The sequence below is a fragment of the Streptomyces tirandamycinicus genome, from assembly GCF_003097515.1.
Lineage (GTDB): Bacteria > Actinomycetota > Actinomycetes > Streptomycetales > Streptomycetaceae > Streptomyces > Streptomyces tirandamycinicus.
Window position 1 is genome coordinate 5,328,938 of record NZ_CP029188.1, and the last position, 26,083, is coordinate 5,355,020.

16 protein-coding genes and 1 pseudogene are annotated in these 26,083 nt (G+C 67.4%); 8 read left to right on the forward strand and 9 right to left on the reverse strand.

Translation table 11 applies throughout. The features are described from left to right. Window positions 1-21: 21 nt before the first annotated feature. A protein-coding gene (locus DDW44_RS23455; RefSeq protein ID WP_108907632.1) for an IS3 family transposase occupies window positions 22-1,184 on the reverse strand; the annotation gives its coding sequence in 2 pieces (ribosomal slippage) (window positions 22-897 and window positions 900-1,184; 1,161 coding nt in all). Between the two features lie 312 nt (window positions 1,185-1,496). Between DDW44_RS23455 and DDW44_RS23460 the strand changes: the two genes are divergently transcribed. The 3 genes from DDW44_RS23460 to DDW44_RS31780 all read left to right on the forward strand — a co-directional run bounded on the left by DDW44_RS23460 (window position 1,497) and on the right by DDW44_RS31780 (window position 12,190). Next, complete coding sequence (locus DDW44_RS23460) at window positions 1,497-5,081, forward strand: LamG-like jellyroll fold domain-containing protein (protein ID WP_244224090.1); 3,585 nt, start codon at window positions 1,497-1,499, stop codon at window positions 5,079-5,081. Between the two features lie 184 nt (window positions 5,082-5,265). Continuing rightward, a complete protein-coding gene (locus DDW44_RS23465) occupies window positions 5,266-11,715 on the forward strand; it encodes an endonuclease toxin domain-containing protein (protein WP_244224091.1) in 6,450 nt (2,149 codons plus the stop codon). A gap of 73 nt (window positions 11,716-11,788) precedes the next feature. Then, complete coding sequence (locus tag DDW44_RS31780; RefSeq protein ID WP_146207050.1) at window positions 11,789-12,190, forward strand: hypothetical protein; 402 nt, start codon at window positions 11,789-11,791, stop codon at window positions 12,188-12,190. A 1,500-nt stretch (window positions 12,191-13,690) separates the two neighbouring features. Here DDW44_RS31780 and DDW44_RS23480 read toward each other — a convergent pair. The 7 genes and pseudogenes from DDW44_RS23480 to DDW44_RS32930 form a co-directional block, all read right to left on the reverse strand. After that, window positions 13,691-14,572, reverse strand: a complete 882-nt coding sequence (locus DDW44_RS23480) for an extensin (protein WP_108907635.1) — start codon at window positions 14,570-14,572, stop codon at window positions 13,691-13,693. Beyond that, complete coding sequence (locus tag DDW44_RS23485) at window positions 14,569-15,507, reverse strand: C40 family peptidase (RefSeq protein WP_108907636.1); 939 nt, start codon at window positions 15,505-15,507, stop codon at window positions 14,569-14,571. The genes DDW44_RS23480 and DDW44_RS23485 overlap by 4 nt, the downstream gene beginning before the upstream one ends. Further along, window positions 15,504-16,490 carry a replication-relaxation family protein gene (locus DDW44_RS23490; protein WP_108907637.1) on the reverse strand — a complete coding sequence of 329 codons (987 nt, stop codon included), beginning with the start codon at window positions 16,488-16,490 and terminating at the stop codon, window positions 15,504-15,506. Before DDW44_RS23490 ends, DDW44_RS23485 begins: the two co-directional genes overlap by 4 nt. 40 nt (window positions 16,491-16,530) lie before the next feature. Next, a pseudogene (locus tag DDW44_RS23495) lies at window positions 16,531-18,123 on the reverse strand (type IV secretory system conjugative DNA transfer family protein); the annotation flags it as partial. A 38-nt stretch (window positions 18,124-18,161) separates the two neighbouring features. Then, window positions 18,162-18,542, reverse strand: a complete 381-nt coding sequence (locus DDW44_RS23500; RefSeq protein ID WP_108907638.1) for a hypothetical protein — start codon at window positions 18,540-18,542, stop codon at window positions 18,162-18,164. Window positions 18,543-18,902: 360 nt separating this feature from the next. Next, window positions 18,903-19,310 carry a TopoII/MutL transducer domain-containing protein gene (locus DDW44_RS32925; protein WP_244224092.1) on the reverse strand — a complete coding sequence of 136 codons (408 nt, stop codon included), beginning with the start codon at window positions 19,308-19,310 and terminating at the stop codon, window positions 18,903-18,905. A gap of 424 nt (window positions 19,311-19,734) precedes the next feature. Next, window positions 19,735-20,070, reverse strand: coding sequence for a hypothetical protein (locus DDW44_RS32930; protein ID WP_167455526.1), 336 nt, complete (start codon window positions 20,068-20,070; stop codon window positions 19,735-19,737). 496 nt (window positions 20,071-20,566) lie between these two features. Between DDW44_RS32930 and DDW44_RS33395 the strand changes: the two genes are divergently transcribed. The 4 genes from DDW44_RS33395 to DDW44_RS23525 all read left to right on the forward strand — a co-directional run bounded on the left by DDW44_RS33395 (window position 20,567) and on the right by DDW44_RS23525 (window position 23,056). After that, complete coding sequence (locus DDW44_RS33395) at window positions 20,567-20,863, forward strand: hypothetical protein (RefSeq protein WP_341867078.1); 297 nt, start codon at window positions 20,567-20,569, stop codon at window positions 20,861-20,863. Beyond that, complete coding sequence (locus tag DDW44_RS32935) at window positions 20,863-21,045, forward strand: hypothetical protein (RefSeq protein WP_244224093.1); 183 nt, start codon at window positions 20,863-20,865, stop codon at window positions 21,043-21,045. The genes DDW44_RS33395 and DDW44_RS32935 overlap by 1 nt, the downstream gene beginning before the upstream one ends. Before the next feature lie 354 nt (window positions 21,046-21,399). Then, a complete protein-coding gene (locus DDW44_RS23520; RefSeq protein ID WP_108908916.1) occupies window positions 21,400-22,056 on the forward strand; it encodes a hypothetical protein in 657 nt (218 codons plus the stop codon). A 22-nt stretch (window positions 22,057-22,078) separates the two neighbouring features. Continuing rightward, the gene (locus DDW44_RS23525) at window positions 22,079-23,056 is read left to right on the forward strand and encodes a TRM11 family SAM-dependent methyltransferase (RefSeq protein ID WP_108907639.1); all 978 of its coding nucleotides are present in this window, start codon (window positions 22,079-22,081) and stop codon (window positions 23,054-23,056) included. Between the two features lie 651 nt (window positions 23,057-23,707). Here the strand turns inward: DDW44_RS23525 and DDW44_RS23530 are convergent. Then, window positions 23,708-25,330 carry a recombinase family protein gene (locus tag DDW44_RS23530; protein WP_167455527.1) on the reverse strand — a complete coding sequence of 541 codons (1,623 nt, stop codon included), beginning with the start codon at window positions 25,328-25,330 and terminating at the stop codon, window positions 23,708-23,710. On the opposite strand from DDW44_RS23530, the gene DDW44_RS23535 reads away from it, so the two are divergent. Next, on the forward strand, window positions 25,307-25,909 hold the full coding sequence (locus DDW44_RS23535; RefSeq protein WP_244224094.1) for a thymidine kinase: 603 nt from the start codon (window positions 25,307-25,309) through the stop codon (window positions 25,907-25,909). The genes DDW44_RS23530 and DDW44_RS23535 overlap by 24 nt on opposite strands. Window positions 25,910-26,083: the final 174 nt, after the last annotated feature.

Below are 26,083 nucleotides of genomic sequence, written 5' to 3' on the forward strand. Positions count from 1 at the left end.
AGGTTCGGGTGACAGGTTTGGTCACGCGGCCTGGAGGGCCGGTGTGGTCATGACGGTCTCGAATTCGATGGGGGTCAGTCGGCCGAGTGAGGCTTGTCTGCGGCGTCGGTGGTAGGTCCGCTCGATCCAGGTCACGATCGCGATCCGGAGTTCTTCGCGGGTGGCCCAGGCCTGGCGGTCGAGGACGTTCTTCTGCAGCAGGCTGAAGAAGGACTCCATGGCCGCGTTGTCGCCGGCAGCTCCGACCCTCCCTATCGATCCGGCCATCCGGTGACGATCGAGCGCCCGGACGAACTTCCGGGAGCGGAACTGCGATCCGCGATCGCTGTGCAGAATGCAGCCGTCGACGTGTTCGCGCCGGGTCACGGCGTTGTCCAGGGCGGTCACGGCCAGGCGGGACTTCATCCGCGCGTCGATGGAATAGCCGACGATCCTGTTGCTGAAGACATCCTTGATCGCGCAGAGGTACAACTTCCCCTCACCCGTGGCGTGTTCGGTGATGTCGGCAAGCCACAGCCGGTTCGGGCCGGTCGCGGTGAAGTTGCGGCTCACGAGATCGTCGTGCACCGGCGGCCCGGCCTTCCTGCCCCTGCCACGTCTCTTCCCGAACACGCTCCACCAGCGGTTGTCCCGGCAGATCCGCCACGCAGTCCGGTCCGCCATCCGGGCCCCGGCACCACGCGCTTCATCGGCCAGGAAGCGGTAGCCGAACTCCGGGTCGTCGCGGTGGGCGTCGAACAACGCGTTCGCGCGATGCGCCTCCTCCAGCACGGCGCCGGCCACCGGCTTGTCGAGCCAGCGGTAGTAGGGCTGTCTGGCGAGCTTCAGCACCCGGCACGTCACCGTGACGGGCACCCCGTCCACGGCCAGCTCTTTCACGAGCGGGTAGATCCTTTTCCCGGCAGATGTGCCTGCGACAGATAGGCCGCAGCCCGGCGCAGAACCTCGTTCTCCTGCTCCAGCAGCTTGATCCGCCGACGCGCTTCCCGCAGTTCCGCGCTCTCCTGGCTGGTCACCCCGGGCTTGGAACCGTCATCGATGTCCGCCCGGCGCATCCACTTCCACAACGTCATCGGATGGACCCCGAAATCGGTGGCTACCTGCTCGACCGTCACCCCCGGGCCGCGGTTTCTCGCGACCCGTACGACGTCCTGGCGGAACTCTTCCGGATAGGGCTTGGGCACAGCGACATCCTTCCCACCTGCCCTGCAGGGCAAGCAAGTTCAGATGTCACCCGATCGTGCATCAGACCCGAGATCCCCTGGTCCGGGGTGGGTGAGTAGGTGGCCCTACACGAGACTTCAATGTGAGGTGGATCACCACCTTGTTTGCGTTCATGCTAGGTGAACTGCCCGGTATGTGACGAGGCGTCGATCTGGACCCCCAACCCAACTAATAAGTAAGGTCGCTCCACTTCGTTGATCTTCATGGAATTTTCAGATTGTGAGTGCTGCGTAGTGATAAGACGTAGGCGCCGTTGGGGAGCGGCGCGAGGGGTGGCGTCAACGGCCGTTGCATTGCTGGCCCTTGTCGGTGTGGCGAGCGAGCCGTTGTCCGGCAGCGCGCTGGCGGCGGGTGTGGACGATGGTGCTGAGGCTGCCGAGGCGAGTTCGAGTGTGCCTTCGGATGAGGCTGCGCGCGGTAAGGCCTTCTGGGAGGACGACTCTCTGCCTGCCAAGTCCGAGGAGCAGAAGGCTTCGGAGAAGGCGGTGGCCGAGGGTCATCGCGTCGAGGTGGGCAGCCTCACAACCGAGTCGAACCAGGTCTTCGCCAATCCCGACGGGACATTCACCGTCGAGTCGTCGGCAGGTCCGGAGCGAGTACGCAAGGACGGCTCCTGGGTGCCCATCGACACGTCGCTCGTCAGGCGTGAAGACGGGCTGCTCGCGCCGAAGGCGGCGCAGGATGTGGTGCTGTCGGGAGGCGGTTCGACGGCGCCGCTGGCGAAGATCACGCGCAATGGCAAGGCGTATGAGCTGGGTACTCCCTGGGCGCTGCCGGAGCCGAAGATCTCGGGTTCCCTCGCGATCTACGAATCTGTGCGTCCCGACGTTGACCTGGTGGTCCAGGTACGTCCGGATGGCTTCACACAGAACCTGGTGGTCCACAGCCGTGAGGCCGCGTCCGATCCGGCGCTGAACTCGATCCAGTTCCCTGTCAAGACCACCGGCCTGTCGGTGAAGACGGCGGACAACGGCACCGTTTCGCTCGTCGACGGCAGTGGCCATGCGGTGTTCTCCAGTAGCGCCGCGCTGATGTGGGACACCGCGGAAACGGCCCCAGCGCCGTCCGGGCCGGCCGGGGCAAAGCCTGCGTCGTTCGCTGCTGCGGCCGAAGCCGAGGCTGACGCGGACAGTCCAGTGCTTCCTGAGCCGGGCTCGAAGACCGCCATTGCGGACGTCGACGTGACCAGCGATGCCCTGTCGGTGACGCCTGACCAGGCCTTCCTGGATGCCGCTGATACGTCGTACCCGGTGGTCATCGACCCGCCGGCAGTGAACTCGACGCTGACCGGTTGGACGACGATCTGGTCGAACCTGTCGGGGACGTCGTTCTGGAAGACCTCGCATGCTCTTGGTGTCGGCTACGACGCGTACGTCGACAACAAGCAGGCCAAGTCGCTGTTCCAGTTCGACACCCGAAGTGTCGCGGGCAAGAACATCCTGGGGGCGACGTTCACGGCCTATGAGATCTGGTCGGCGAACTGTGAGAAGAGGGATGTCAACCTCTACCGCACGAACGCCATCTCCAGCTCGACGACGTGGAACAAGCCGCCCACCGGCTGGTCCTACGTCACGAAGGTCTCCGCGGCGAAGGGTCACTCGTCAAGCTGCCCCGATGGCGACGTGGAGTTCAACGCGACCGCCGCGGTGGCCTACACAGCCAAGGCCAAGTCGACGACCACAACACTTGGTCTGACGGCGAGCAGCACAGACCCGATCGCGTGGAAGCAGTTCATGTCACCGGCCGACGATCGTGCGACGAAGGAGCGCAAGCCGCGGCTTTCCATCACGTATGTGTCGCCACTCACGGCTGCTCCGTCGGCGGTGAAACTTTCCGAGCCGAACATCGCTTGCTCTGCCTCGACGAGTCCGGCACTCATCCGGGACAACACGCCGCGAGTGACGGCCACGCCGACGTCGGCAGATGGCTCGAATGCGAGTCTGCGTCCCAACTTCGAGCTGTACGCGGGATCGAGCACGACACCGACCAACCTGAGTCCGGACACATGGACGGTCAGCGGCCATCCCGGATCGGACCCGACCCCGACGCTGACGAGCGGCACTACATACAAGTTCCGTGCCAGGAGTCAGTACCGCTATACGTACAACGGCACGACGAGCTACCTGTACGGACCGTGGTCGGGCTACTGCTACTTCAAGGTCGACACCACTGCTCCGCCCAAGCCCACTGTGACGTCCTCGGAGTATCCGCAGTGCGCGGGGATCACGTGTGACGCCTCGCCGGAGACCGGAAGTGTCGGGCAGACCGGCACGTTCAAGATCACCGCCGGCGCCAGCGACGTTCGGCGCTACGACATCTGGCTCAACGGTGTGCTGCTGGAGACCAAGACGTTCACGGCCAACACGCCCACCTACGAGATCAAGGTCACCCCGACCAAGCGGCTCTCCAACGTCCTGCGGGTTCAGACGTTCGACCTGGCGGGCAATGTCAGTGAGGGCGCGGACTACCTGTTCAAGGTGGCCAAGGCCTCGAATCCTGTGGCCCAGTGGAAGCTCGATGCCACCGGCTTCAACGCGGCCGGCTCGAACCATGCCCTCACTCTCGGTGGCGGTGCGGCATGGACGACTCCGGCCCGGCTGGACGGTGGTCTTCGTTTCAACGGCACCGGCGCCTACGCGGCCACATCCGGGCCCGTGGTGGATACCACGGGGAGCTTCTCCGTGTCCGCGTGGACCAGGCTGGGAAGCCGGACCCAGATCAGCACGGTGGCCAGCCAGAGCGGCGCCCAGGTCGGAGCCTTCCAGCTGTACTACTCAAGCTCCTACGACCGGTGGGTGTTCAACCGCTACAGCTCCGATGGCACCAGCCTGGTGCGGGCGATCTCCACCCGTCCGGGTGTCGTCGGGGCGTGGACGCACCTGCTGGCCGTTTACGACAGGAATACCCAGCAGATCCGCCTGTACGTCAATGGCCGTCTGGAGGCCACCACCGCGTACACCACACCATGGGCGGCCACGGGCGCTTTCGAGATCGGCCGGATGAAGAGCCCCAGCAGCGGCACTATGGGCAGCTACTTCAAGGGCGACCTGGACCACGTGCAGGCGTGGAACCGTGTGGTGTTCCCCGACGAACTCTGGGTGCAGACCAACATGGAGAACCCGGACACGGGGCACCCGCAGGCTGCGTTGCTGGCTCACTGGACCATGGACAACACCTCCGGCACCACGGCCGCCGACGAGTCCGGCCGCGGCCACACCCTGCAGTCGCTCTCAGGTGCGGCATTCACCGCGGCGGACGACCCCGCCCACGGCAACGTGCTCGACCTGCCAAGTACCCAGCGCGGATACGCCACCGCCCCGGTCCCCCTCGATGACTCCGGCAGCTTCACCGTGGCCGGCTGGGTCAACCTTGACCCCACTGTTCTGGAGAACACCGCGGGCGCTCATTCGCCCACGGTCTTCGCCCATCCCGGTGCGCAGCGCAACGCCTTCCGCCTCTGGTACCGCCAAGAGGTAGGCGAAGTGGTCGGTGACTGGAACTTCGGCGTCTACGAGACGGACGTGCTGCAAGGGCCGGCCGCGACGGTCACCTCCGAGCAGGTCAACCCGCCCGGCAACTGGATCCATGTAGTCGGCGTGTACGACTCCGCGAACCAGTCGGCCAAGCTCTATCTCGCCGGCCAGCGCGAGGGGGCCGAGGAAGGCGTCTTCGTCGACAGCATCTTCCAGTCCGACCATCCACTGATGGTTGCCCAGGCACGCCGTCACGACACCAGCGACTGGGGCAACCGCCTGTACGGGCAGCTCGACGACATGCGCGTCTACGCCGGCGTGCTGTCCGACGCCGAGATCAAACAGCTCGCGACCGTGGATGAGCCCCCGGTCGACATCGGCTGATCCTCTGCAGCGCGTTCCCATCACTCACTAGTCACCCCACACGCGGGGGTGTGCCCCAGCAGCCGGACACACCCCCGCGCTGTCCAGGATGCGGAGAATCCATTTGTCCAGCACGAGATCAGTGCTGCCGTCATGGTCATGGAGCAGAGCGAGTCGGCGCCGCGTAGCTGCCGTCGCTCTCCCGGTGACCACGGCCATCGTCACCACACTGCTGGGGGCCGCCCCCGCGCAGAGCTTCGACCGCGATCACAGTGCCCTCGCGAAGGCCAAGTTCGGCAAGGCCGAACCCTTCAAGGCCCGGCACAAGAAGCTCACCGACCCGACGCGCCAGGCCGCGACCAAGACACGCGAGCGGGCCACGAAGAAGGTCGTCTGGCCCACAGGCGGCGCCACGAGCGTCGCCGTTCCGACGAAAGCCAGCACAACCGCTCGCGCAGCCGACTTGCCCGTCACCTTGGCTCAGCCGCTTCCGGCTAAGTCCATCAAGGGCGGCAAGGCCAATCGCGCCCCTGCGCCGAGGCAGACCGCGCCGGCAAAGGCTGGTGTGCGCATCCTGGACCGCAGCACGACTGCCAAGCTCGGCATTGACGGCGTGGTCATGACCGTGGGCCGCGCGGACGGCAAGGCTGATCCGTCTGAGCTGTCCGTCAGCCTCGACTACAGCGGCTTCGCCCACGCCTACAGCGGCAACTGGGCCTCACGCCTCCGCGTGGTCCAGTTGCCGGCGTGCGCACTCACAACCCCGGCCAAGGCCGACTGCCGCACGACCAACCCGGTGCCGTCCACCAACAACACCGCAGATCAGACGGTCACCGCCCAGGTCACCACCCCCAAGACGACACAGGCCCGGAGCGCCTTCACCGTTCTGGCGGTCTCCGCAGGTGCCGCCTCCGATCAAGGCGGCTACGAGGCAACCCCGCTGTCCCCGTCGGCGACCTGGTCAGGCGGCGGCTCCAACGGCGACTTCACCTGGTCCTACCCCCTGGATGCCGTACAGGCCCCCGCGGGTCCCGAACCGTCGCTGTCGCTCAGCTACTCGACCCAGAGCGTCGACGGCCGCACCTCCTCCACGAGCGCCCAGCCGTCCTGGATTGGCGAAGGCTTCGACCTGCCAACCTCCTACATCGAGCGCTCTTACGGCTCGTGCGACGACGACGGCCAGGACCAGAAGTACGACCAATGCTGGAAAGAGGACAACGCCTCCATCGTCCTGAACGGAAAGGCCAGCGCCCTCGTCAAGGACAAGACCACCGGCACCTGGCACGTGCAGGGCGATGACGCCGAGCGCGTCGTCCGCGGAACCGGCGCGGTCAATGGCGATGACGGCGACGCCGGCACCAACGGCGACGTCGGCGAGTACTGGACCGTCACGGGCACCGACGGAACCCAGTACATCTTCGGCAAGAACCGCCTTCCAGGCTGGACCACCGGCAAGGCCGAGACCAACTCCGTATGGACTGTGCCAGTCTTCGGCGACGACTCGGGCGAACCCGGCTACTCGTCCGGCACCAGCTTCGCCGGACGCGCCAAGAACCAGGCATGGCGGTGGAACCTCGACTACGCCGTCGACCCGCACGGCAACGTCATGACCTACTGGTACGACAAGGAACTCAACTACTACGCCAAGAACGCATCGACCGGGTACGGCACCGAGTACGTCCGCGGCGGCTACCTCAAGCGCATCGACTACGGCCAGCGCACCGACACCATCTTCTCAACCACCCAGCCGGCCGCTGCCCGCGTGAAGTTCATTGTCAAAGAACGCTGCATCCCCGTCTCCGGCGGTGAGACCTGTACCTCGCTGACCGAGTCCAATCGCAACGCCTGGCCCGACGTACCGTTCGACCAGATCTGCAAGAAGGACACCGTCTGCACCGACCAGCCCTCGCCGTCCTTCTTCTCCCGCAAGCGGCTGACCGACGTCACCACCCAGGTCTACAAGGGCACCGGCACCGGAGCGGACACCGACTACCGCGACGTCAACACCTGGACCCTGGACCACTCCTTCCCGGACCCTGGTGACGGTTCGAACGCAGGCCTGTGGCTGAAGTCCATCCAGCACACCGGCAAGTCCGGCACCCCCATCACACTGCCCCCAGTGACGTTCACCGGTGTCCAGATGCCCAACCGTGTCGACAAGATCGGTGACGATGTCGCGCCGTTCATCAAGTGGCGCGTGCGCACCATCACATCGGAGACCGGATCTGTCCTGACGGTGAATTACTCCAACCCGGAGTGCGTCGCCGACAGCAACATCCCGGCCGCGCTCGACAAGAACACCAAGCTTTGCTACCCCGTCAAATGGATCCCGCCATCCAACCCCACACCCGGCACAAACCCGCAGCCGCGCACGGACTGGTTCCACAAGTACGTGGTCAAGCAGATCCATGAGTCCGACCCGACCGGTGGCGCCCCCCTGAAGCAGACCGACTACACCTACCACGGCGGCGGCGCCTGGGCGTACGACGACCAGTCCCCGATCACTCAGGCCAAGTACCGGACATGGGGAACCTGGCGCGGCTTCCAGAAGGTAACCACCACGACCGGTGAGGCCGCCGGAACGCCGACCAAGAGCGTCAGTCTCTTCTACCGTGGCATGCACGGCGACAAGCAGGCCGACGGCACCACCCGCAACGAGGCGGTCACCGACTCCAAGGGCACCGCGGTCACCGACGCTGAGCAGTTCGCCGGCCAGTTGCGCGAGCAAATCACCTACAACGGCACGACCGGTGCGGAGGTTTCCGGCACCATCACCACACCTTGGTCCCGGACCACAGCCACGGCAACCCACGCCTACGGCACCGTCCACGCCTACATGGTCCGCACCGGCAAGGAAGTCAAGCGCACTCCGATCCCTGGGGGCGGTGAAATCACCTCGACGACGACCACAACGTACGACACAAAGAGCGGTCAGCCCCTGATCGTCGAGACGGAAGGTGGCGGACAGAAGGACTGCACCCGCACCGAGTACGCCACCAACGATGCCGCCTGGATGCTTACCTACCCCAAGCGCGTCGAGAAAGTTTCCGTCGGCTGTGCCGCCACACCGATCCGGACCGGCGACCCCAAGACTACCGACGTCATCTCCGACGTCCGGCTGTCCTACGACGGCAGTGCCTGGGGCGTCGCACCCACGCGAGGAGACGTCACCGCCACGCACCGCGTGACCGGATACGCATCTGGTGTCGCCCAACTGCAGACAGTGAGCACGGGTACTTTCGACGGTCTCGGTCGTCTCACTGACGTCTATGACACCAACGGCACACGCACCAAGCACACCGAGTACACACCCGCAGCAGGCGGACCGCTGACCGCGACCAAAGAGACCAACGCGCTTGGCCACACCGTCACCACCGAGATCATTCCTGACTGGGGCGTGAACAAGGCCAGCATCGATCCCAACAACGGGCGCACCGAGATGGCCTACGACGCACTTGGCCGTCTCACCGATATCTGGCTGGCCGACCGCGCCGCCGACCAGGCGCCCAGCAACAAGTTCGAGTACAAGGTCCAGCGCGACAAGACATCCTGGGTCGCCACCAAGTCGCTCAACAACGACGGCAGCACCTATCAGACGTCGTACGCCATCTACGATGCACTCCTGCGCCCTCGCCAGACCCAGGCGCCGGCAGTCGGTGGCGGGCGTGTCATCACGGAAACGAAGTACGACACCCGCGGCCTAGAGGTGGAAACGGCCGCCGACTACATCGACACCACCGCGCCCACCGGTGGCCTTGCCAATTTGCTGACCGCGGCCCCGGCCGGAACCCAGAAGATCTACGACGGAGCAGGCAGGCCCACCACCGAGATCCTCCTTGCGCAGGGCAAGGAATTCTCCCGCACCACGACCATCTACGAAGGCAACGCCACGACCGTGGAGCCGCCAACGGGCGCCTCTGCAGTGCGGGAAGAGGTAGACAGCCGCGGCCGCCTGTCGGAGAAGCGGGAATACGACGGCAACAAGGCCAGCGGTGACTACACCAAGCTCACCTACTCCTACGACAAGTCCGACCAGTTCACGCAAGTCAAGGACAGCGACGGCAACACATGGAGCTACGAGTACGACTTCCTCGGCCGCAAGATCGCAGCTAGTGATCCCGAGACCGGCACCACCAAGACCGAGTACAACAACCTCGACCAGATCAGCGTCACCGAAGACGCCCGCGGTAACGTCCTGAGCTACACCTACGACCTCCTCGGACGTACGACGGGCAAACTCACCGGACGCATCCCTGTCGTCAACGGCAACCCCGTCATCGACGACTCCAAGTACCTGGCCCGCTGGTCCTACGACACCATCGCTAAGGGACAGCCCACCTCTGCCATCCGCTACGACGGCGGAAAGAATGGCAAGGTCTACGCAGTCACCAACGCCTCCTACGACAAGCTCTACCGTGTGCTGAAGGAGCAGTACTCGATCAGCACCAGCGAAGGAGCAGTCGCCGGTACCGGCGTCTACACCATCACCAACGCCTACAACCTCGACGGCACCCTTCAGCAGCGCACCATTCCCGCGATGGGCGGCCTTGCCCAAGAAGTGCTCGTCTACGGCTACAACGCCCAGCGCATGCCCGAAACCCTGAAGGGCCTGACGGGCATCGTGCAGTCCACTGCCTACCTCCCGGCAGGCGAGAGGATCCGCACCACCCTCGGCGTCTCCTCAACCGCCAACTGGACTGAGATCAACAACTCCTACCAGGACGGCACCAAGCGTCTTGCGCGCCAGACCGTCGTCTCGGAAACCCACAGCGGCACCGACGCCGACATCTATTACCGTTACGACACAGCCGGCAACCCGATCGAAATCGATGACCGCTCCACCGCGGCGGGCGACAAGCAGTGCTTCACGTACGATGGCCACCGGCGCCTGAAGAGCGCCTGGACTGCCACCACCGACTGCGCCACTGCGCCGACCACTGGCAATGTCGGCGGCGTCGCCCCGTACTGGCAGTCGTTCACCTACGACAGCGCCGGTAACCGCAAGACTGGCACGAACCACTTGGCATCCGGCGGCCCGGCGACCACCACCTACTCCTACGACCTCAAGAACGGCGACACGGCCCGTCCACACCTGCTGGCAAGCACCACAACTACACCCACTAGCCCGTCCAAGCCGAACACGAGCTACACCTACGACGCAGCGGGCAACACCACTACTCGCACGATCGGCGCCAAGACCCAGACGCTGAACTGGGGACCGGAGAACAACCTCACCAAAGTCACCGAGGCTGACAACTCCGAGACGTCGTTCCTCAACGACGCCTCCGGCAACAGGCTCATCCGCCGAGACACCGCTGGTACGACCCTGTACCTGGGCGAGACCGAACTCCGCTTCGACAAGGTAACGAACAAGGTTCAAGCCACCAGGTACTACACCCACGGCGGACAGGTCGTGGCCATGCGCACACCTAACGCGCTCACCTGGCTGTGCACTGACCACAATGGCACTGCCAACCTGCAGATAGATGCCTCCACGCAGGCGATTGCCCGGCGATACATGCAGCCCTTCGGTGAGACCCGTGGCGCCACACCGCCTAGCTGGGTCGGAGATAGGGGATTCGTCGGAGGAACCCAGGACCCGACTGGTCTCACTCACCTTGGCGCCCGCGACTACGACCCCACCACCGGGCGCTTCATCAGCGCCGACCCCATCTCGGACTTGAAGGATCCGCAACAGATCAACGGCTACGCCTACAGCAACAACAACCCGGTAACCTTCGCCGATCCCGACGGCAAGTTCCTCTTCGGTCTCATCCAACTGATCAAGGCCGTCATTCGATACGTTACCGCTGTCATTCACACTTACTACCGGCAGCAGTCCAGCACGCGAGCCTCCAGGACGTCTTCACGCTCCGGGATCTCCCCCTGGGGCACCGGAAGTAGTAGCAGCACCGGAACGGACTGCAGCTCCACGTATCCGGCCTACAAGCCTGGATGCAACACAAATGTGGAGCCGGAAGACCCCAGGGCTCAGGGTGGTTGGGGGGACTTCCTCGGCGGCATAGGGCACAACTTCGCGGAGGCCGGCGAAGCACTCACAAAACTGAGCCCTTGGTGCTATATCGAAGACTGCAGTGGAGGAACGAAGCAGTACGACGACTTCGTCACCAGTAAAGGTGTCGATAAGGATACGAAAGCGTTCGATGCGGGTGATGCCGCGGCTGAAGCGGCAGGCTTCATCACAGGCTTTGTTGGGCTTGTCAGGTCCCTCGCCAAGAAGCTGCTGAGCGGTGCCGTCAAGAAAGACTCTCCGTGGGACTTGCCGCCCAACAAGCGTGGATTCGCCATCGAGGGGCGACTCGGCGGGAATCTGCCGAACAATTTCCCAACGATCGACTACTGGGATGCCGCATCCGGAGTTGCAACCAGCATCAAGTCTATCGACACGTCCCTTAAGACCTATCAAACAGCATCCAAGCTCAAGGGGACTGCGAACAGCTATGTCAAAAAGATGGAGAACTTCGACGGTGCTTCGTACAGCGGAGTGACGGTGAACAAGTCGCAGATCAAGGTCCGCGGGCTGCAGATCGCTGTTCCGAAGTCGGCAACCGCTGAACAGATGAAGGTCCTCAATCAAGTGAAGGCTGACGCAGTGGCCAAGGGTGTGACCGTCACCATCCTCCAGATGGACTAGACCGGCTAGTATGCGGGGTGCCGACGATGCGTCGGCACCCCCTTCGGCGTTCGAACCTAGCGAGAGGTATTCGATGTCCAGGATCTTGGATGATGTGCCGCAGATGTCGGAATGGATGGCAAACGCTCTCCGATCCTCTGGATACTCGGCTGACTACACCTTTGCCAGCCTTGCGGAGATTGATCGATTCATCGACGATAATTCCTCCCCGGGTGCTGCTCACCCCAACGGCTTGCTTGCGGAGGGGCTCGGGATGAAGCTCTTCGCGCTGGGGGCCTACGTTGGTGAAACCATCCGTCGTCGAGCGGGTGGAACCTGGCAAGCCAATGACGATGACCCAGAGGGGGAGATCAACGCTGCGCTTGTCATGCCGAATGGAAGTATGATCTGGCCGGTGCAGCGAATCTTGAAGCGATACACGGAAGGTCGTGAGGCGGGAATTTCTGCATATGGGGCGGCTCTGGGTCTTGATTGAGTCCAAAGTGGAATTGCCGCGACGGTTGCACACCGCATAATGATTGGCTAGCGCAATGCTAGGTCCAAAATAGCGAAAAACTTCCGAAGTGGTGTGCAGTGCACGGCTCGGGATCGCCGAGCGTCATCCTCGGCGACTTCCGCCTGGAAGGGCGCGTCGCATTCTGGAACGTGTGACAAACCGCTGTGCGATCGAGTGGTTCTTCGCCTGCCTCGAGCAGCAGGGCTGGTTCCCAACCCCCATGGGAACCAGCCTGGATTGCTGTGGCCGGCGTGCTATCGGACGTCCTCCGGTACCGCCAGACGGTAAGTGCGCGGCCTGTCGTTCACCTGCTCGGCGATGCCTTGCCTAGTGAGAGTGGCCAGGGCGTTCGCGATCGCCCCCGAGGACTTCTCGATCACGCGGCTGATCCTGGTGGCGGTGAATGCCTCACTCGGATGCGCCTGCAGATGGTCGATGACCAACTGCCGCAGCCCTCCAGGGGCGAGCCGCTTCCTCTGGCCCGGCAGGATGATCGATTTCGCCAGGGCCGCCTGCCGTCCAGCGCGTGCTTGCGGGGCAGGGACACCTTCGTCGCCCGAGTCGTAGCCGGCGTCCTCGTCGGACGGGCGGTTCTCACGGTCGTCGTTACCCTCGCCGTGGTCGGCGTCCGCGAGCGGTGTGCCGTGCGGAACCTTTGTGGTCGAGTCGGTGGTGGCATCCGTGCGGCCGTCATCCGGGGCTGGGCTGTCCGGTGTGGCCTCTTCGGCGGGGGGACCTTCTTGGGCCGAGCTGAAGCCGACAGGTTCCGGATCGTCTGAGACGGGGGATGCAGGCTTGCTGCCGAGAGGTTCCTGGTCACGGGAGTTGTCGCTGTGGGTGGGCGCGGCGTGCCAGCGGTCGGGGGTGCGGCGGGGGCCGTCGTGGCCGCCGGGGGTGCGTACGGCCAGACCTTGCTGCTCCAGGGCGGTGAGGGCCTTTCCGGCTGTGGAGCGGCCTACGCCTGCGGCGAGGGCGAGCTCGGCGACGGTGGCGTCTTCGGCGAGGCCGATCAGTTGGGTGTAGATCGCTGCGGGTGCGCCGGTGAGCCCGGCGTTTCGGGGTCGGGCACGGCGTGCAGGGGACGCGTGCCGTCGGTGGTGGTGTTGGACATGAGGGAACCTCGTTTCCGTGAGGTTGCTGGTGGTTGAGGTCCCCGGCCGGGGTGCCGACCCGCAATGCGGATCCGCAGGCGTTCGCCGGGCGCGTGCGCAGCGCGGTTCTCCCGGGCGGACATGGCCGTGGCGCGGGCGGGTGGACGGTGATCCGTGAGCCCGCTCGGTGCGTCGGCCACGACCATGGACGCTCGCGTGGTGCGGGAAGTCAAGCGGCCCGATCGCTTCCGGATCGGGCCAGCTCGCGAGGGCGTCACGGACGTCGGGCGTGTGGGACGTAGGGCGCTGCCTCGATCGGTGAGCGGGCGTCGGGAGATCCCCGTACACCCGATCGGATGGGGGCGGACCGGCGGTGAGCCAGAGCCGCTCATCCGGCCGTGCGTGGTGGTTCGGGGTAGCGGGCGAGGAGTTGGTCACGGATCTGTCGGGCGCGCCGTGGTCCGATGCGCAGATCGGTGCGCAGCCTCCAGACGCTCACTGGTTTTCCAGTAGTGGCCCGGGTCGTGGCGTCCAGTGTGACAGCGCGCCGCCAGACGTCGGCGTCTGACGCGCTCTCACCGGCCGGTACGACAATGGGCACCAAGGGCCGGTTGTCGGGCGTGCTGTCGCCAGTGTGGGGGCTGTCGTGGTCGACGCCGGTGGCAGAGTGATCGGCTGGGGCGCGAGCGGGAACGGATCTGTCCTCCAAGGGCGGGGAGTTGAGCGCATGAGGATCGGCGGGTTCCGGATCGGTGGGGCGCATGGCCGATCGGGTTGCGGCAGTGGTCGGCGGGGTGAGGTGCTCGACAGGATCGGCGGGGCCGATCCGTTCCAGGAGGTCGGTGACGGTCCTTCGATACGCGGCGATCGTTTCCGTCAGGGCGATCAGGAGTAGAGCTGGGGTCAGGTGCAGCAGGACGGCTGCCGGATCGGCGCGCCGCGGCCAGCCGATCTGTCCATCGGGCCACAGGCTCTCCCAGGAGTTCATGAGAGCGGCGGTGCATCCGGCGCCCCAGCGCAGTGTGGCCGACCAGGTCGGTGGCCGGATGCCCCAGGCGGCCAGGCGCGCGTCCACGTAGAGCACGCCGGCGAGCGCGGTGCCGATCATCGGGTCGAGGAGGATGGCGACGGGCAGGGGGACGTCGCGGCTGGTGGCGAAGCGGGTGACGTTGACCGTGGTGAAGACCAGGGCCAGGACCCCTACCGCGCACAGCACCCTGGTCATGGCTCGCAGCAGGCTGATGGCCTCGCGGGCGTCGATCTGCTTCACCGGGTGCCACCGCCCGGCGATGCTGTCGGCCTTGTAGAGCCCTGGAAGGAGGGGGCGTTGGTGTTCGCGGGGCCTTCGCGTACGACCGCTCCGGGGCGTGGAGCGTCGATGGCCCTGCCGCCGCCGCTGTAGATGGAGACGTGGGTGATGTTGCGGGGGCTTGTGCCGAAGAACAGCAGGTCGCCTGGCGCCAGCCCAGTGCCCTTGGAAAGGCGAGGTCCGTGGTCGTACTGGGCTTGGGCGACGCGGGGGATGATGATTTCTGCGGCGCGATAGGCGGCCTGCGTGAGTCCGGAGCAGTCGAAGCCTCCCTCGGCGGGGCCGTCGCCGCCCCACACGTACGGGGTGCCGAGTTGGGCGCGTGCGAAGGCGACCGCCGTGGCGGCAGCGCCGGTGGGGGCGGGCGCTTCGGCCGCGTAGTCGGAGGCGATCTTCAGAACCTGGTCGACGTACGCCTCGCTGTGGTTGTAGTGCCAGATCGCGCGGCGCAGGCTGCGGCCATTCCGGGCGCCGTTGGCGCACAGCAGTCGGGCTGCGGCGTAGACGGCATCGACGGGGTCCCAGGGTGTGGGCGGCTTCACCCCGCCGGGCGGCACCGGGTGCGCGTACGCCTTGAACGTGGACGGCAAGAACTGCATCGGGCCCGCGGCGCCTGCCGAGGAGACCATGGTGGGGTGGCGGGCGTGATCGGTCTCGACCTTGCCGATCGCTGCCAGGATCGTCCAGGACAGGCCGGGGCATTCGGGGGCGGCGCGCTGGTAGAGGGCGAGCATGCGCGGCGGGATGTCGGCCACGGCGTGCTTGCTCGGGGCCGCCGGCACATTGCTGGGCATCGCGCTGCCAAGCAGCGCGGCGATGATGAGCGCGGCGAGCAGCGGCAGGGCGATGACCGTGCACCCGATGCCGCCGACGGCCTTGGTGAGCAGTGAGCTCATGCGCCGGTCCCGGGGGTGGGTGGCAGCGGGGGCACGGGGAGGGTGAGGGCGGTGTCGGCGTCGGTCGGGTCCAGGCCAGCGGCCGGGGTGAGGTTTGGCCGGTGGGCGGCGAGGTCGGTGAGCGAGCATCGGCGGGCGCCGGGCTGGAGCGCGGCCCACCAGGGGCCCCACGGGTCGGTGGTGGTGAAGTCCGCGGACGAGGTCGCCACCTGCAGGTCCAGCTCGCGCACGGCGCCTGCCAGGCGGTGGCGCAGGGCCTGGTCGCGGGAGTGGGTGCGGGTGTGGATGAGCAGGGCCGGGCGGGTGCTGGTGGCGGAGGTGAAGGCGGCGTAGCTGGCGAGTTTGGCCTCGACGCGGGCGAGGGGCTGGCTGCCGGTGTCGTACTCGAGGAAGAACGGCAGGAACATCTCGCCGTCGCGCCAGTGGGCGTAGGCGTCCGGGCGGACGATGTCGCCCCAGCGGCGCGTGGCGGAGCGTTCGGAGAGCCAGAGCGCGAGTCCGGCTCCGGGGGTGTTGCGGGTGTAGGCGGCGAGGTGGGTGAGGAGTTCATTGACGCCGAGGTCGTGGCCGAGGGAGGGGGAGTAGGCGATGCGGCCGGTGTGGGTGGGGCGCCAGCCGAGGGCGGCGAGGTCGAGGCCGGCGTGTGCGGCGAGCAGGGCGGCTCCTGCGGGGCCGAGGGTGTAGTGCTCGGGGGCTGAGCCCGAGGTGGTCAGGGGGCGGAAGGAGTCGAGGACGGCGTGGTGGTGCAGGGTGCGCAGGCGGCGCTGGGCGGAGCGCAGTGAGGTGTAGGCGAGGCGGGCGATCTGGTGGGTGGTGAGCACTCGGTGCTCGTGCAGCATCCGGGTGAGCCACAGGTCGCGGTCGGTGAGGCGGCGGGCGAGCGCGGCCACGTCGGTGTGCCGGCCGGGTCGGGTGCGAGTGGTGGCGGCGCGGGCGGTGTAGCGGGCGCCGGGGCCGTGGGCGGGGCGTGGGAGTGCGGGCATGACAGATCACCACCGGGCGGAGGGGTTTCGGGGGTGTGCTTCAGGGGCAGGTGGCAGGGCGGGGGCCGGTGCGGGAGGCGGCTGCCGCACGCAGATCGGCCGCCCTGCCGGGCACTGGCGGCGGCAGGGGGCGGGTGGTGAGGGTGAGCGCGGCTGTCTCCGCGCCGGCGGTGAGGAGGTGGGCGGCACCCTGGTAGGGGCCGAGGTGGGCCAGGTCGTGCGCGGCGAGCGTCGGCAGGGTGTGGCGTTCCAGCGAACTGGCGTCCTCTGGGGAGGCGTTGAAGAAGATCTTGTTGCGGGCGTTGGCGGAGATGCCTTCGCGCAGGTCGCGCGGGAGCTGGGCGAGGTGCTGGTGGGCCAGGATCATGGACGGGCGGTAGCCGCAGGCCTCGGCAAGCATGTCCTCCAGCGGGTACGGGAGGGTGAGGAAGTTGTGGGCCTCGTCGATGCTGAGCGTGGCGTCGATGCGGGTGTGTTCGGGGGTTCGGGCGCGGGCTGCGGCGGCTTGCCAGGTTCCGGCGACGATGAAGGAGCCGAGGAGCCGGGCGGTCTCTTCGCCGAGGGCGCCTTTGGGCAGGCGGGCGAGGAGGATGCCGCCGTCGAGCACGCTGGCGAGGTCGAAGGTGGAGGGGCCGGCGGCGATGGCGCGGCGGGCGAAGTCGCGCAGCAGGAAGGCGCGGAGCTTGTTCATCACCGGGCCGACCACGGCCGCGCGGGAGGGCTCGGACATCGACTCGTACCAGGCCCAGAACCCGCGCAGCACCGGATCCTTGAGCGCGGGGATGATGCGCAGCCGGTAGGCGGACTCGCCCAGGAGGCGGGGGACGTCGGCGAGCGTGACCAGCTGGCGGGTGCGCTCGCGGTGTTTGAGGAGGGTCAGGCAGGCGGCGCGCATGACGTCGTCGGTGCGTGGTCCCCAGAAGGCGGTGAAGATGCGGCGGAAGATGCCGGTGATGTTGTCTACGACGACGTCGATGTCCGTGCCGTCCAGGACGTTCAGGCACGGCGGGATGTGCGGGTCGTCGGGGTCGATGAGCACCAAGCGGTCGGCGCAGGTGTCGGGGAGGCGGTCCAGGAGGTCGGTGACCAGGTCGCCCTTGGGGTCGATGACGATGACGCCGCGGTGGTTGCGTACGTCGTCCAGGGCGAGGTTCGCGATGAGGGTGGACTTGCCGGAGCCGGTCGCGCCCATGACATGGAGGTGGTGGCGGGCGTCGGGGACGGCGAGGCCGACGCCGCGGCGGGCGCCGGTGTCGGAGTGGCCCAGGGGCTTGACCCCCTTGCCGGGCGTGGGTTCGGGGATCTGCGGAGGCGGCAGAACCGAGCGGGCGCCGGCCCGTTGCAGACCCGGCGCGTCAGCGTCGAGGGGAAGGTGGGCGAGAGCGGCGAGTTCCGGTACCGACAGCAGTGCGGGGCGTGTGGGCGGGAACTGCCGGGCGGTCAGGTGTGGTTCGGGGTGCCGAAGGCGGGTGCGGGCGAGGTAGTTGCGGTCGGCGTGCAGGCCGAAGGCGGAGGCGATCGCGTGGGCTCGGCCGCGTGCCGCGTCCTCGGCTCGCTCTGTCTTGGGGGAGCAGGTGGCGGCGTAAGTGAGGGTGCACTGCCACTGGGAGCCGGAGAGTTTCGCGGCCATCTGTCAAGGCCGTCCCCTGACCCCGCGGCACACGCTGGGGATCACGCCTCCCTCTCAGCCCATTCCCGCACGGCGGGCGCCCGCTTCATACGGGCCGCGATGTCCGCCTTTGTCGTCGCGTCCAATGTCTCCGACAGCCCCTGGAAGGCGGTGGGCAGGACATCGAGCAGGCTCAACACCTCCTCGCCGGTCCGGACCGTGAGCAACAACTCGCACCGCCACTGCGGTGACACTTCTGGTCGATGGCCGAATCGATGCTCCATCACCGGGAACAGATAGTGCACCGCTGCGGCCTCGGCGTGCTCCCGCAGCCAATCGGCCGGGAGCCGCTGGCTGAAGCCCAACCGCGCGGCTCCCTCCTCCAGCATCAGGAGCCGATCGGTGTCGACGGCCCGGATCGTCCGCGGCAGCACTGCAGTCATGCCGCAATCATGCCACCAGGCGCCGATGGTGGGGCCACCTCACACCAACAGCCGGAGCCACTTCAAGCCGTCACACAGTCCCAAACGATCTCCCGGTGGGGCCGCTTCAGACCGTCCGAGTGGGGCCGTATCAAACCGTCACGGCCACCGGCCGCTGGCCCCGAGGCCGTCCCAAAGGGCACGATCACGGTCTACGGACGTTCCGTGAGCAACTCCGCCAGACGGTCGGCGAATTCGGTTAGCTGGTCCAGTCGTGGTCCGCTGCGGGCGATACGGAAGTCGTGACGCCGCGTTCCATCCCGGCCGCCCCCTGCCTGCCGCGTTCCAGGGAACGGGCGGGGGCATCCAGCCCGTTGCTGCTCAGTCCCTGGCGGGCCCCCGGACGATCCGGCAGATGACGGCTGCGGCCTGCTCCGCGTGCTCCTCCAGCCACCTGCTGAGGTGTTCCCGGACGGCTTCCCCGACGCCAGCGCGCGCTGTGGCGTTGTCCAGCCGGCCGCACGTGGCGCCGCGGAACTCGGGATGGTCCAGCTTCACCGACACGATCGCCGTGAGGCCTTCGCCAATCCGGTCGGCACCGAGGTCGGGGTCCGCCGTTGTGAGCAGTCGCCGTTGCCGCGCGTACGTGTTGACCGCGGCCGCCACCCCGTCGCGGAAGCCCTCCGCGTGCGTGCCGCCCTCAGGGGTGGGTCGGCTGTTGGCGAAGGTCCGGGTCCGTTCCTCACGGGAGTCGCACCATCGGAGGGCCACCTCCATTGTTCCCGCCATCCGTGGATCCTCCTGCTCGAAGCCGATGACGTCCGGGTGGACGGGTACCCCGTCCCGTCTTCGAGCATGGTGACGAAGTCCCGTACTCCGCCCGGGAAATGGAACCGCTCCGACCGGGCCTTGCCCGGGGAGCGCTCGTCGGAAAGCGAGATGTCCAGACCCCGGTTGAGGAAGGCCAGTTCCCTGAAACGTGCCGCGAGTACGGCGAACGAGCACTCCACTGTGTCGAAGATGTCGGCGTCGGGCCAGAAGGCGAGGGTGATCCCGCTTCCGACCGCGGGTCCGGCGGTGGGCGGGGTGACCGCGGCACCGCGCGTGTACTCCTGGACCCAGCGGACTCCCTCGCGTCGCACCTCGGCTGTCAGGCGGCTCGACAGGGCGTTGGCGACGCCGAGCCCGATGTGGCTGCCGAGCGGGCTCACGGCTACGGCCTGGCGGCCGTCAATCTCCTCCCCGCGTGCATGCGGGTCAGCAGGGATTCGAGGCAGGCCCCGACAGTGTCCTCGGAGGCCTCGACCGGGACACCCGGCCCGTCGTCGGCGACGCGCACGCCGCCGTCGGGCGTGAGGGTGATGTTGACGGAGCGGACGCGGCCAGCCAGGACCTCGCTCACCGCCCGGCTGGCGACCTCGAACACCAGCTGGTGCAGGCCGCGTTCGCCGGTCGAGCCGACGTACATCCCGGGCCTCTTCCGAATGGCTTCCCGCCCCTCCAGCACCTGGATGTGGGTGGCGTCGTACCTAGTGGCGTCCTCACTCACGAAGTCTCCCTCCGGTGGTGTCCAGCGCGGCTTCCTAGCCTAGGCGGATTCCCGGAAAATGCCAGGTCAGAGTCGGTTCGTCGAGGGTGTGGACGGGCGGGTGAACGCCTGCCCGGAGGCGGCTGGTCTCGGAGGTTGCGAACTGCGGCCGGAGTGCGTATGAGGGCCCGCCGAGGCCGTGTGCGACCCCATTTCCGGCGGCTCCGAGTTCGCCGATTCCGGTACGGCGCACGCCCACTCGGAATGCCGCGTCCGTCTGTGCAACAAGAGGCGAGCGATGGCAGCAGGAGGGGCATCTCATCAGCCCTCGGCAACCCCAGTGTCGGTGTCAGCACCTACCTTCTTCGCATGACCGATCAGCGATGGATAGGCATTCGTCAACGGGGCGAGATTTTGGGGCGTCTCCGACAAGCAGCGAGGTATTCGGGTCCCTGGGACACAGGTGGGTCCTGGACTACCCGCTCGCCCCGACGAGCTCGCCGAGCTCGAGGCACAGATGAACGTGCGGCTGCCGGAAGGATTCCGGATGTTCCTTCTTCCGGTCGGAGCAGGCGGAGCAGGTCCCGCCTACGGCCTGTTCCCCGTACGGCGAGTGCAGGGCCGCTGGCGGTGGGAGGGGGACGGTACCGAGCTGGCCGACCTCTCCCGGTTGGCCGAACCCTTCCCGGAGCATGGCCCTGATCCGAAGCTACTGGAGGAACTGGCGGCCCCACGCCTCGAGAAGCAGTACTACGCGACACCGAACAGTTCGACGACGCCATCGAGGTGTGGGACGAACGCCAGGAGGTCTTGATGTTCGACCCTGATCGCACCGTCGGTGCGATCGTCGTCTCCCACCGCGACTGCGCCCTCCTCGACTGGCTGGTCATCAGCGGCCCTCACCAGGGCACGATATGGACCGACGACCGAGCTGACGAAGTGGACCTCGCCCCGCGTCTCAACGACGACGGGACCCCGGTGACGATCCCCCGCTGATACATCGACTGGCTGGATCAAGCCGAGTGCACAGCCTTGTCGGCACCGTATGCCCGTCTGCACGAGTTGATGGGCGCCAGCCTGGCCGAACGGGCCAACTCGGTGCTCAGTCACAGCAGCGAGCCGAGGTGGCCCGGCAGTGGCTCGCCGCTGGCGCGCGACTGGCTCGGGTATGGGATGACCTGCACAGATTCGGTGTAGGCGAGTGCGAACCGGGACGCCTCCGAGCGCGCGGCGGCAGCTGCCCGGGAACGAATACCTACCGGCGCGATGGCAAAGACCCGCTGCTGAGTCCCTATTACTTCACGTCAGCACGAGACGGCCGGACCCGTGGTCCCGGGCGCCATCCAGCCCATGCCGAAGACTCCGTCCCGCCGCTCCACCGAATCCCACCCGCTGCCGACGACGATCTGGTTCCCCGACCCGGACGAGCCCAACGCCGCTCCCATCCCCGGCGCGGTGCTGCCCGCCTGGGCGATCGACAAGGTCCGTACCGATTTCGTCGGACGCCCCGAGCACCGGCCCGTTCCGCTGCTCAAGATCGCGATCCGGGACACGGCGCCCGGCATGGACGCCCGCATCCCGACCACCCCCTTCACCGCCGCGGCCCACGACGAGGACGCCACGGGCAGGCCGTCCATCCTGCTCGCCGAACTCCACCCCGACGCTCTTCCCGCACCCACATATGAGCTGCCCGTCGGCGGGATCGAGATGCCCGGCGCGCAGGAGGACGGCTGGCCCGGCTTCTTCCACCGGGCTCACCGGCTCCTCCCCGCGAACGGCTTCCTCCTGCTGGCCACACGCCAGTGCCGGGACTCCGGACGCCTCACCGACCCGCTAGGCGCACTGATCGCGTCCGCCCGCACCGCCGGCTTCCGCTACCTCCAGCACATCGTGGTCGTCTACGGCCACCCGGTCGACGACCGACTCGTACCCGCCCTGCCGCCAGACGCGTCCCGCGGCGTCGCGCACTGCGACCTGATCGCCTTCTCCTCGATCACCCACGCGTAGGCCGAGGAGCAGGAGAACCGCGATGCCGTCCCCTCTCTCGGTCTGGAACACCGCTCCGACCTCCGCTCCCGCCCAGCGCGCCGACCGCTACGTCCCCGGCTCCGCCGCCCACCCCGCCAAAATGCTCCCCGCCATCGCCGCCCACGCCATTACCACCTACACCCGACCCGGGGACCTGGTCCTGGACCCCATGTGCGGCATCGGCACCACCCTCGTCGAAGCCATCGGCCTCGGCCGTCACGCCCTCGGCACCGAGTACGAACCGCGCTGGGCCGACCTGGCCCGAGCCAACACCGTCCAAGCCGTGGAGGCATCCGGACGCGGCAGCGGAAACGTCGCATGCGGCGACGCCCGCCGCCTCACCGAACTCATCGACGAACGCCACCACGGCGGGATCGCCCTCGTCGTCACCTCACCGCCGTACGGGAACTTCGTGCACGGACAGGTCCGCTCCACCCGCGAGACCGGTGAACGCGGAGTGTTCAAGCAGGACTACCGCTACAGCCACGACCCCTCCAACCTCGCCCACGTCTCCACCGACCGCCTTCTGGACGCCTTCACCGAGATCCTCACCCAGTGCAGGCACGTACTGCGCCCCGGTGGCACCGTGGTCGTCACCACCCGCCCGTGGCGTGAACGAGGCGAACTCATCGACCTGCCCTCCGCCGTCCTCGCCGCCGGCCAGGCCGCCGGACTCACCCCCACCGAACGCTGCGTCGCCCTCCTCGCCGGCATCCGCAATAGCCAGCTCATCGCCCGCCCCTCCTTCTTCCAGATGAAGAACGTCCGCGACGCCCGCCGCCAGGGCATCCCCCTCGCCGTGGTCCAGCACGAGGACGTCCTGATCTTCACCCGACCACTCGACCCCGTAGCCAGCCCCGCCGCGTGCTCCGGTCCGCTCCCGCCGCCTGATCGCCCCACTCGGCCGCGCAAGCCCGCCACCGTTGCGATGTACCGCTCCCGCACCTGCATCCGGGCGGCCCGTCATGACCACCGCTGACTGCTCTGGCGCGCTGATCGGCAGCCTGCTCGCCAGCATCGGTGGCCTCGACCTCAGCGTGATGGCCGCCCTCGTAGGCCATCACGCCTGGCACGCCGAGACCACCCCCCACACGAATCGGGTCCTCGCCTGCCTCTGGCCCGACGTCCCCCGGGAGGTGCCTGGTGACCGGAACACCACCCGAACCTGTCGTCGCACACGACTGTGGTCGCAGGCATCCTTGCTCCCACGGCAGAGCAGCAGGACCTGAAACGCCCGTGAGGACATGCCGTGGCCTCCGAACACGGGCGCACGGGTCCCCGACAGGGCGAAGAGAAGCCCACCAGGGAACGGGCACGCCGGGCTGCACTGAAGGGAACCGTGGTTCCTGCTCTAAAGAGCGGGAGCGCGAGAGTGGCCCCGAGGCGACCGGACCGGAACTCCCCGGCAGCGGTCTCTGGAGGTGCAGATGCCTCCGGGTTGCCGAGACGGTGGATGACGCGTGCAACACAACGGTGAAGTACCTGCTCGTTGATCGCCGAGACGCTGGGAGGCTCAGGAGAGAGCTGCACGTGGTCCGACGGTGCCTTGGCCTCGAGGTCCGGCGTGTGAGGAGGGACCCCAGCCCGGAGCGGTAACTGCTCAGCGGCGGGTGGACCGTCTCCCCCGCCGCTACTCACCCGTTTCCTCGGCGAGTCGCAGGGAGGCCTCGATGGCGTCGGCGATGTCGAGTCCGATGCGCAGCTGTCGCTCGTCGAGCTGCTGCTCGCGTACGTGCTGCTCGGTGGGGAGATTGAAGGTGATGACGCCATGTGCCACGTCGTCAGTCAGCTCGACGTGCAGGGCCTTGGCCATGCGCCTGACGTCGCCGAGCTGCACCATGAACCCGAACCGCTTACCGGGGATCGGGTCGCGGTAGACAGCCACCTTCACCTGGTGTTCTTTCAGGAATAGCTGCTTCCCCTCGTCGTCCCGCGAGTTCCAAATGTCGGCGAAGGTGCGTCCGGTGGGTGCGAACGTTCCGTTGTGCTCCTCGTACTCGGCCAGCTTGACGCGAAGGCGGGACAGCTTCGCCGTCTGGGAGTTGAGGAGCGACCAATAGACCTCTTCCTTCTCCGGGGTGTCGTACTTGCCGGCGCCGAAGTCGTCCTTCAGCCGCTTCAGGCGCGCCTCGGTGGCGCTGATGTCGTCGGATGGGTCGTGCAGCTCGGTGTGCGCCTCCCTCACCTCAGGGAGATGGCCCATATGCTCCAGGAAGAGCTTCGAGAATTCGCCCTCGAGGTCGGCGGTGTTCACTGCCGCCGGGCTCTCGCACGTCGACCGGACCTGTTGCCGGCTGCACTTGTAGCGCGAGTAGTGCCACTCCTTTGCCGGGCGATCTCCCTTGGCGGGTTGCCGGTTGGTGTAGACGGCCCTCGTCAGCGGGCCCCCGCAGTGGCCGCATGCCGCTACGCCCACGAGCATGGCCGTGCTCTTGGTGACCTTGGGGCCGAAGGCGCGGTTGTCACGCAGTTTGAGGACCACCCGGTTCCACGTCTCGTGGTCGAGGAGGGGCTTCTCGGCGATCATGCGGGTGTTGCCTTCGTCGTCCTCGACGATCTCGCCCTTGTAGGTGTAGTACCCCGCGATCTTGGGGTTGAGCATGATGCCCCTGATGGAGGAGTTGGACCACTGGCTCTCCTGGGCGCGCTTGCTGTTGGGCTGGATCAGCGAGAGCCAGGTGGGTTCGCCGCGCTCGATGAGCTCGCGGGAGATGGAGCGCAGGCTTCTCCCCTCGAGGATCTTGTCGGCGATCTCCCGGACGAGCTCCTCGTAGCGCTCGATGGGTCGAATGCACTTCCCTTTCCCCTTGCCCAGCGGCACGATCTCGTACCCGAAGGGCGCCAGCCCGGCCACCCATGTCCCCGCGGCAAGTCGCGTCTGCGCCGCGTCGGCGGCGCGTGCTCTGATGGTGTCGAGCTCGCCCTCGGCGAAAACGGCCAGGATCTGGGCGAACATCTTGCCCATCGGAGTGGACATGTCGATCCCCTCCTGGGTCGACACGACGATCTTTCCGTGTTCCTGGCACCACTGGACGATCTCACTGAAGTGGGCGACCCGTCGGCTCAGCCGGTCGACCTTCATGACACAGAGCGCGTCCCACTGGTCCGCGCGGTCTTCCCTGAACCACTGACCGAGGTCGGGCCGCTTGAAGGGATGCAGACCGCCGGAGACGTCCGTGTCCGTGGCCCAGCCGATGATTGTCGCGTCGCGCCCGGGGGCGTCGACCCAGTGCTGGATGTGCAGATCGAGCACAACCGGTCCGCCCGGGGACTGCAGGGCGTGATCTTCACACGCGACGACCGGGCCGGCGAGGGCAAGCTGTCCTCCCGGCTGGGTCTGGTGACCGACGCGGTGGAGGTGACCGACGCCATGGACCTGTACGCCCACCTGGTCGGCGAGCTGTCCAGGGGTATGCGGGCGGACTACGTGATCGTGGACGAGGCCCAGTTCCTGGCGCCCGGTCAGATCGACCAGCTGGCCCGGATCGTTGACGACCTGGAGATGGACGTCTTCGCCTTCGGCATCACCACCGACTTCCGTACCAGGCTCTTCCCCGGCTCACGGAGGCTGATCGAGCTGGCGGACCGGATAGAGCAACTCCAGGTCGAGGCCCTGTGCTGGTGCGGCGCCCGGGCCACGCACAACGCCCGTACGGTGGACGGGGTGATGGTGGTCGAGGGCGAGCAGGTCGTGGTCGGCGATGTGAACCGGCCCGCCGAGCAGATCGGCTACGAGGTGCTGTGCCGCCGCCACCACCGCAGGCGCATGACGAGCGCGACGGCACGGGCCGCGGCGCTGTCCCCGGACGTGCTGCCGGTCAACTCCGCCTGACCGCCGCCCGTTCCCGGCGGCACGGACCGGGCCGCCGTTCCGGGCCGCCGTTCCGGGCCGGTCGGACGGCGCACCCGCCGAAGCCGGGGACGCACCCTCCCATGTCGGCCCAGGCATGCGCCGAGGCCGGCGCGGGCATGCGCCGAAGCCGGCGGAAGGCTTCCCTCCGGATCC

Coding starts and splice junctions, on each gene's coding strand:
- DDW44_RS23520 (WP_108908916.1), top strand. CDS start 21,400: ATGCCGAAGACTCCGTCCCGCCGCTCCACCGAATCCCACCCGCTGCCG.
- DDW44_RS23485 (WP_108907636.1), bottom strand. CDS start 15,507: ATGAGCTCACTGCTCACCAAGGCCGTCGGCGGCATCGGGTGCACGGTC.
- DDW44_RS23490 (WP_108907637.1), bottom strand. CDS start 16,490: ATGCCCGCACTCCCACGCCCCGCCCACGGCCCCGGCGCCCGCTACACC.
- DDW44_RS32935 (WP_244224093.1), top strand. CDS start 20,863: ATGTTCGACCCTGATCGCACCGTCGGTGCGATCGTCGTCTCCCACCGC.
- DDW44_RS23500 (WP_108907638.1), bottom strand. CDS start 18,542: ATGACTGCAGTGCTGCCGCGGACGATCCGGGCCGTCGACACCGATCGG.
- DDW44_RS31780 (WP_146207050.1), top strand. CDS start 11,789: ATGTCCAGGATCTTGGATGATGTGCCGCAGATGTCGGAATGGATGGCA.
- DDW44_RS33395 (WP_341867078.1), top strand. CDS start 20,567: ATGAACGTGCGGCTGCCGGAAGGATTCCGGATGTTCCTTCTTCCGGTC.
- DDW44_RS23525 (WP_108907639.1), top strand. CDS start 22,079: ATGCCGTCCCCTCTCTCGGTCTGGAACACCGCTCCGACCTCCGCTCCC.
- DDW44_RS32925 (WP_244224092.1), bottom strand. CDS start 19,310: ATGGCGGGAACAATGGAGGTGGCCCTCCGATGGTGCGACTCCCGTGAG.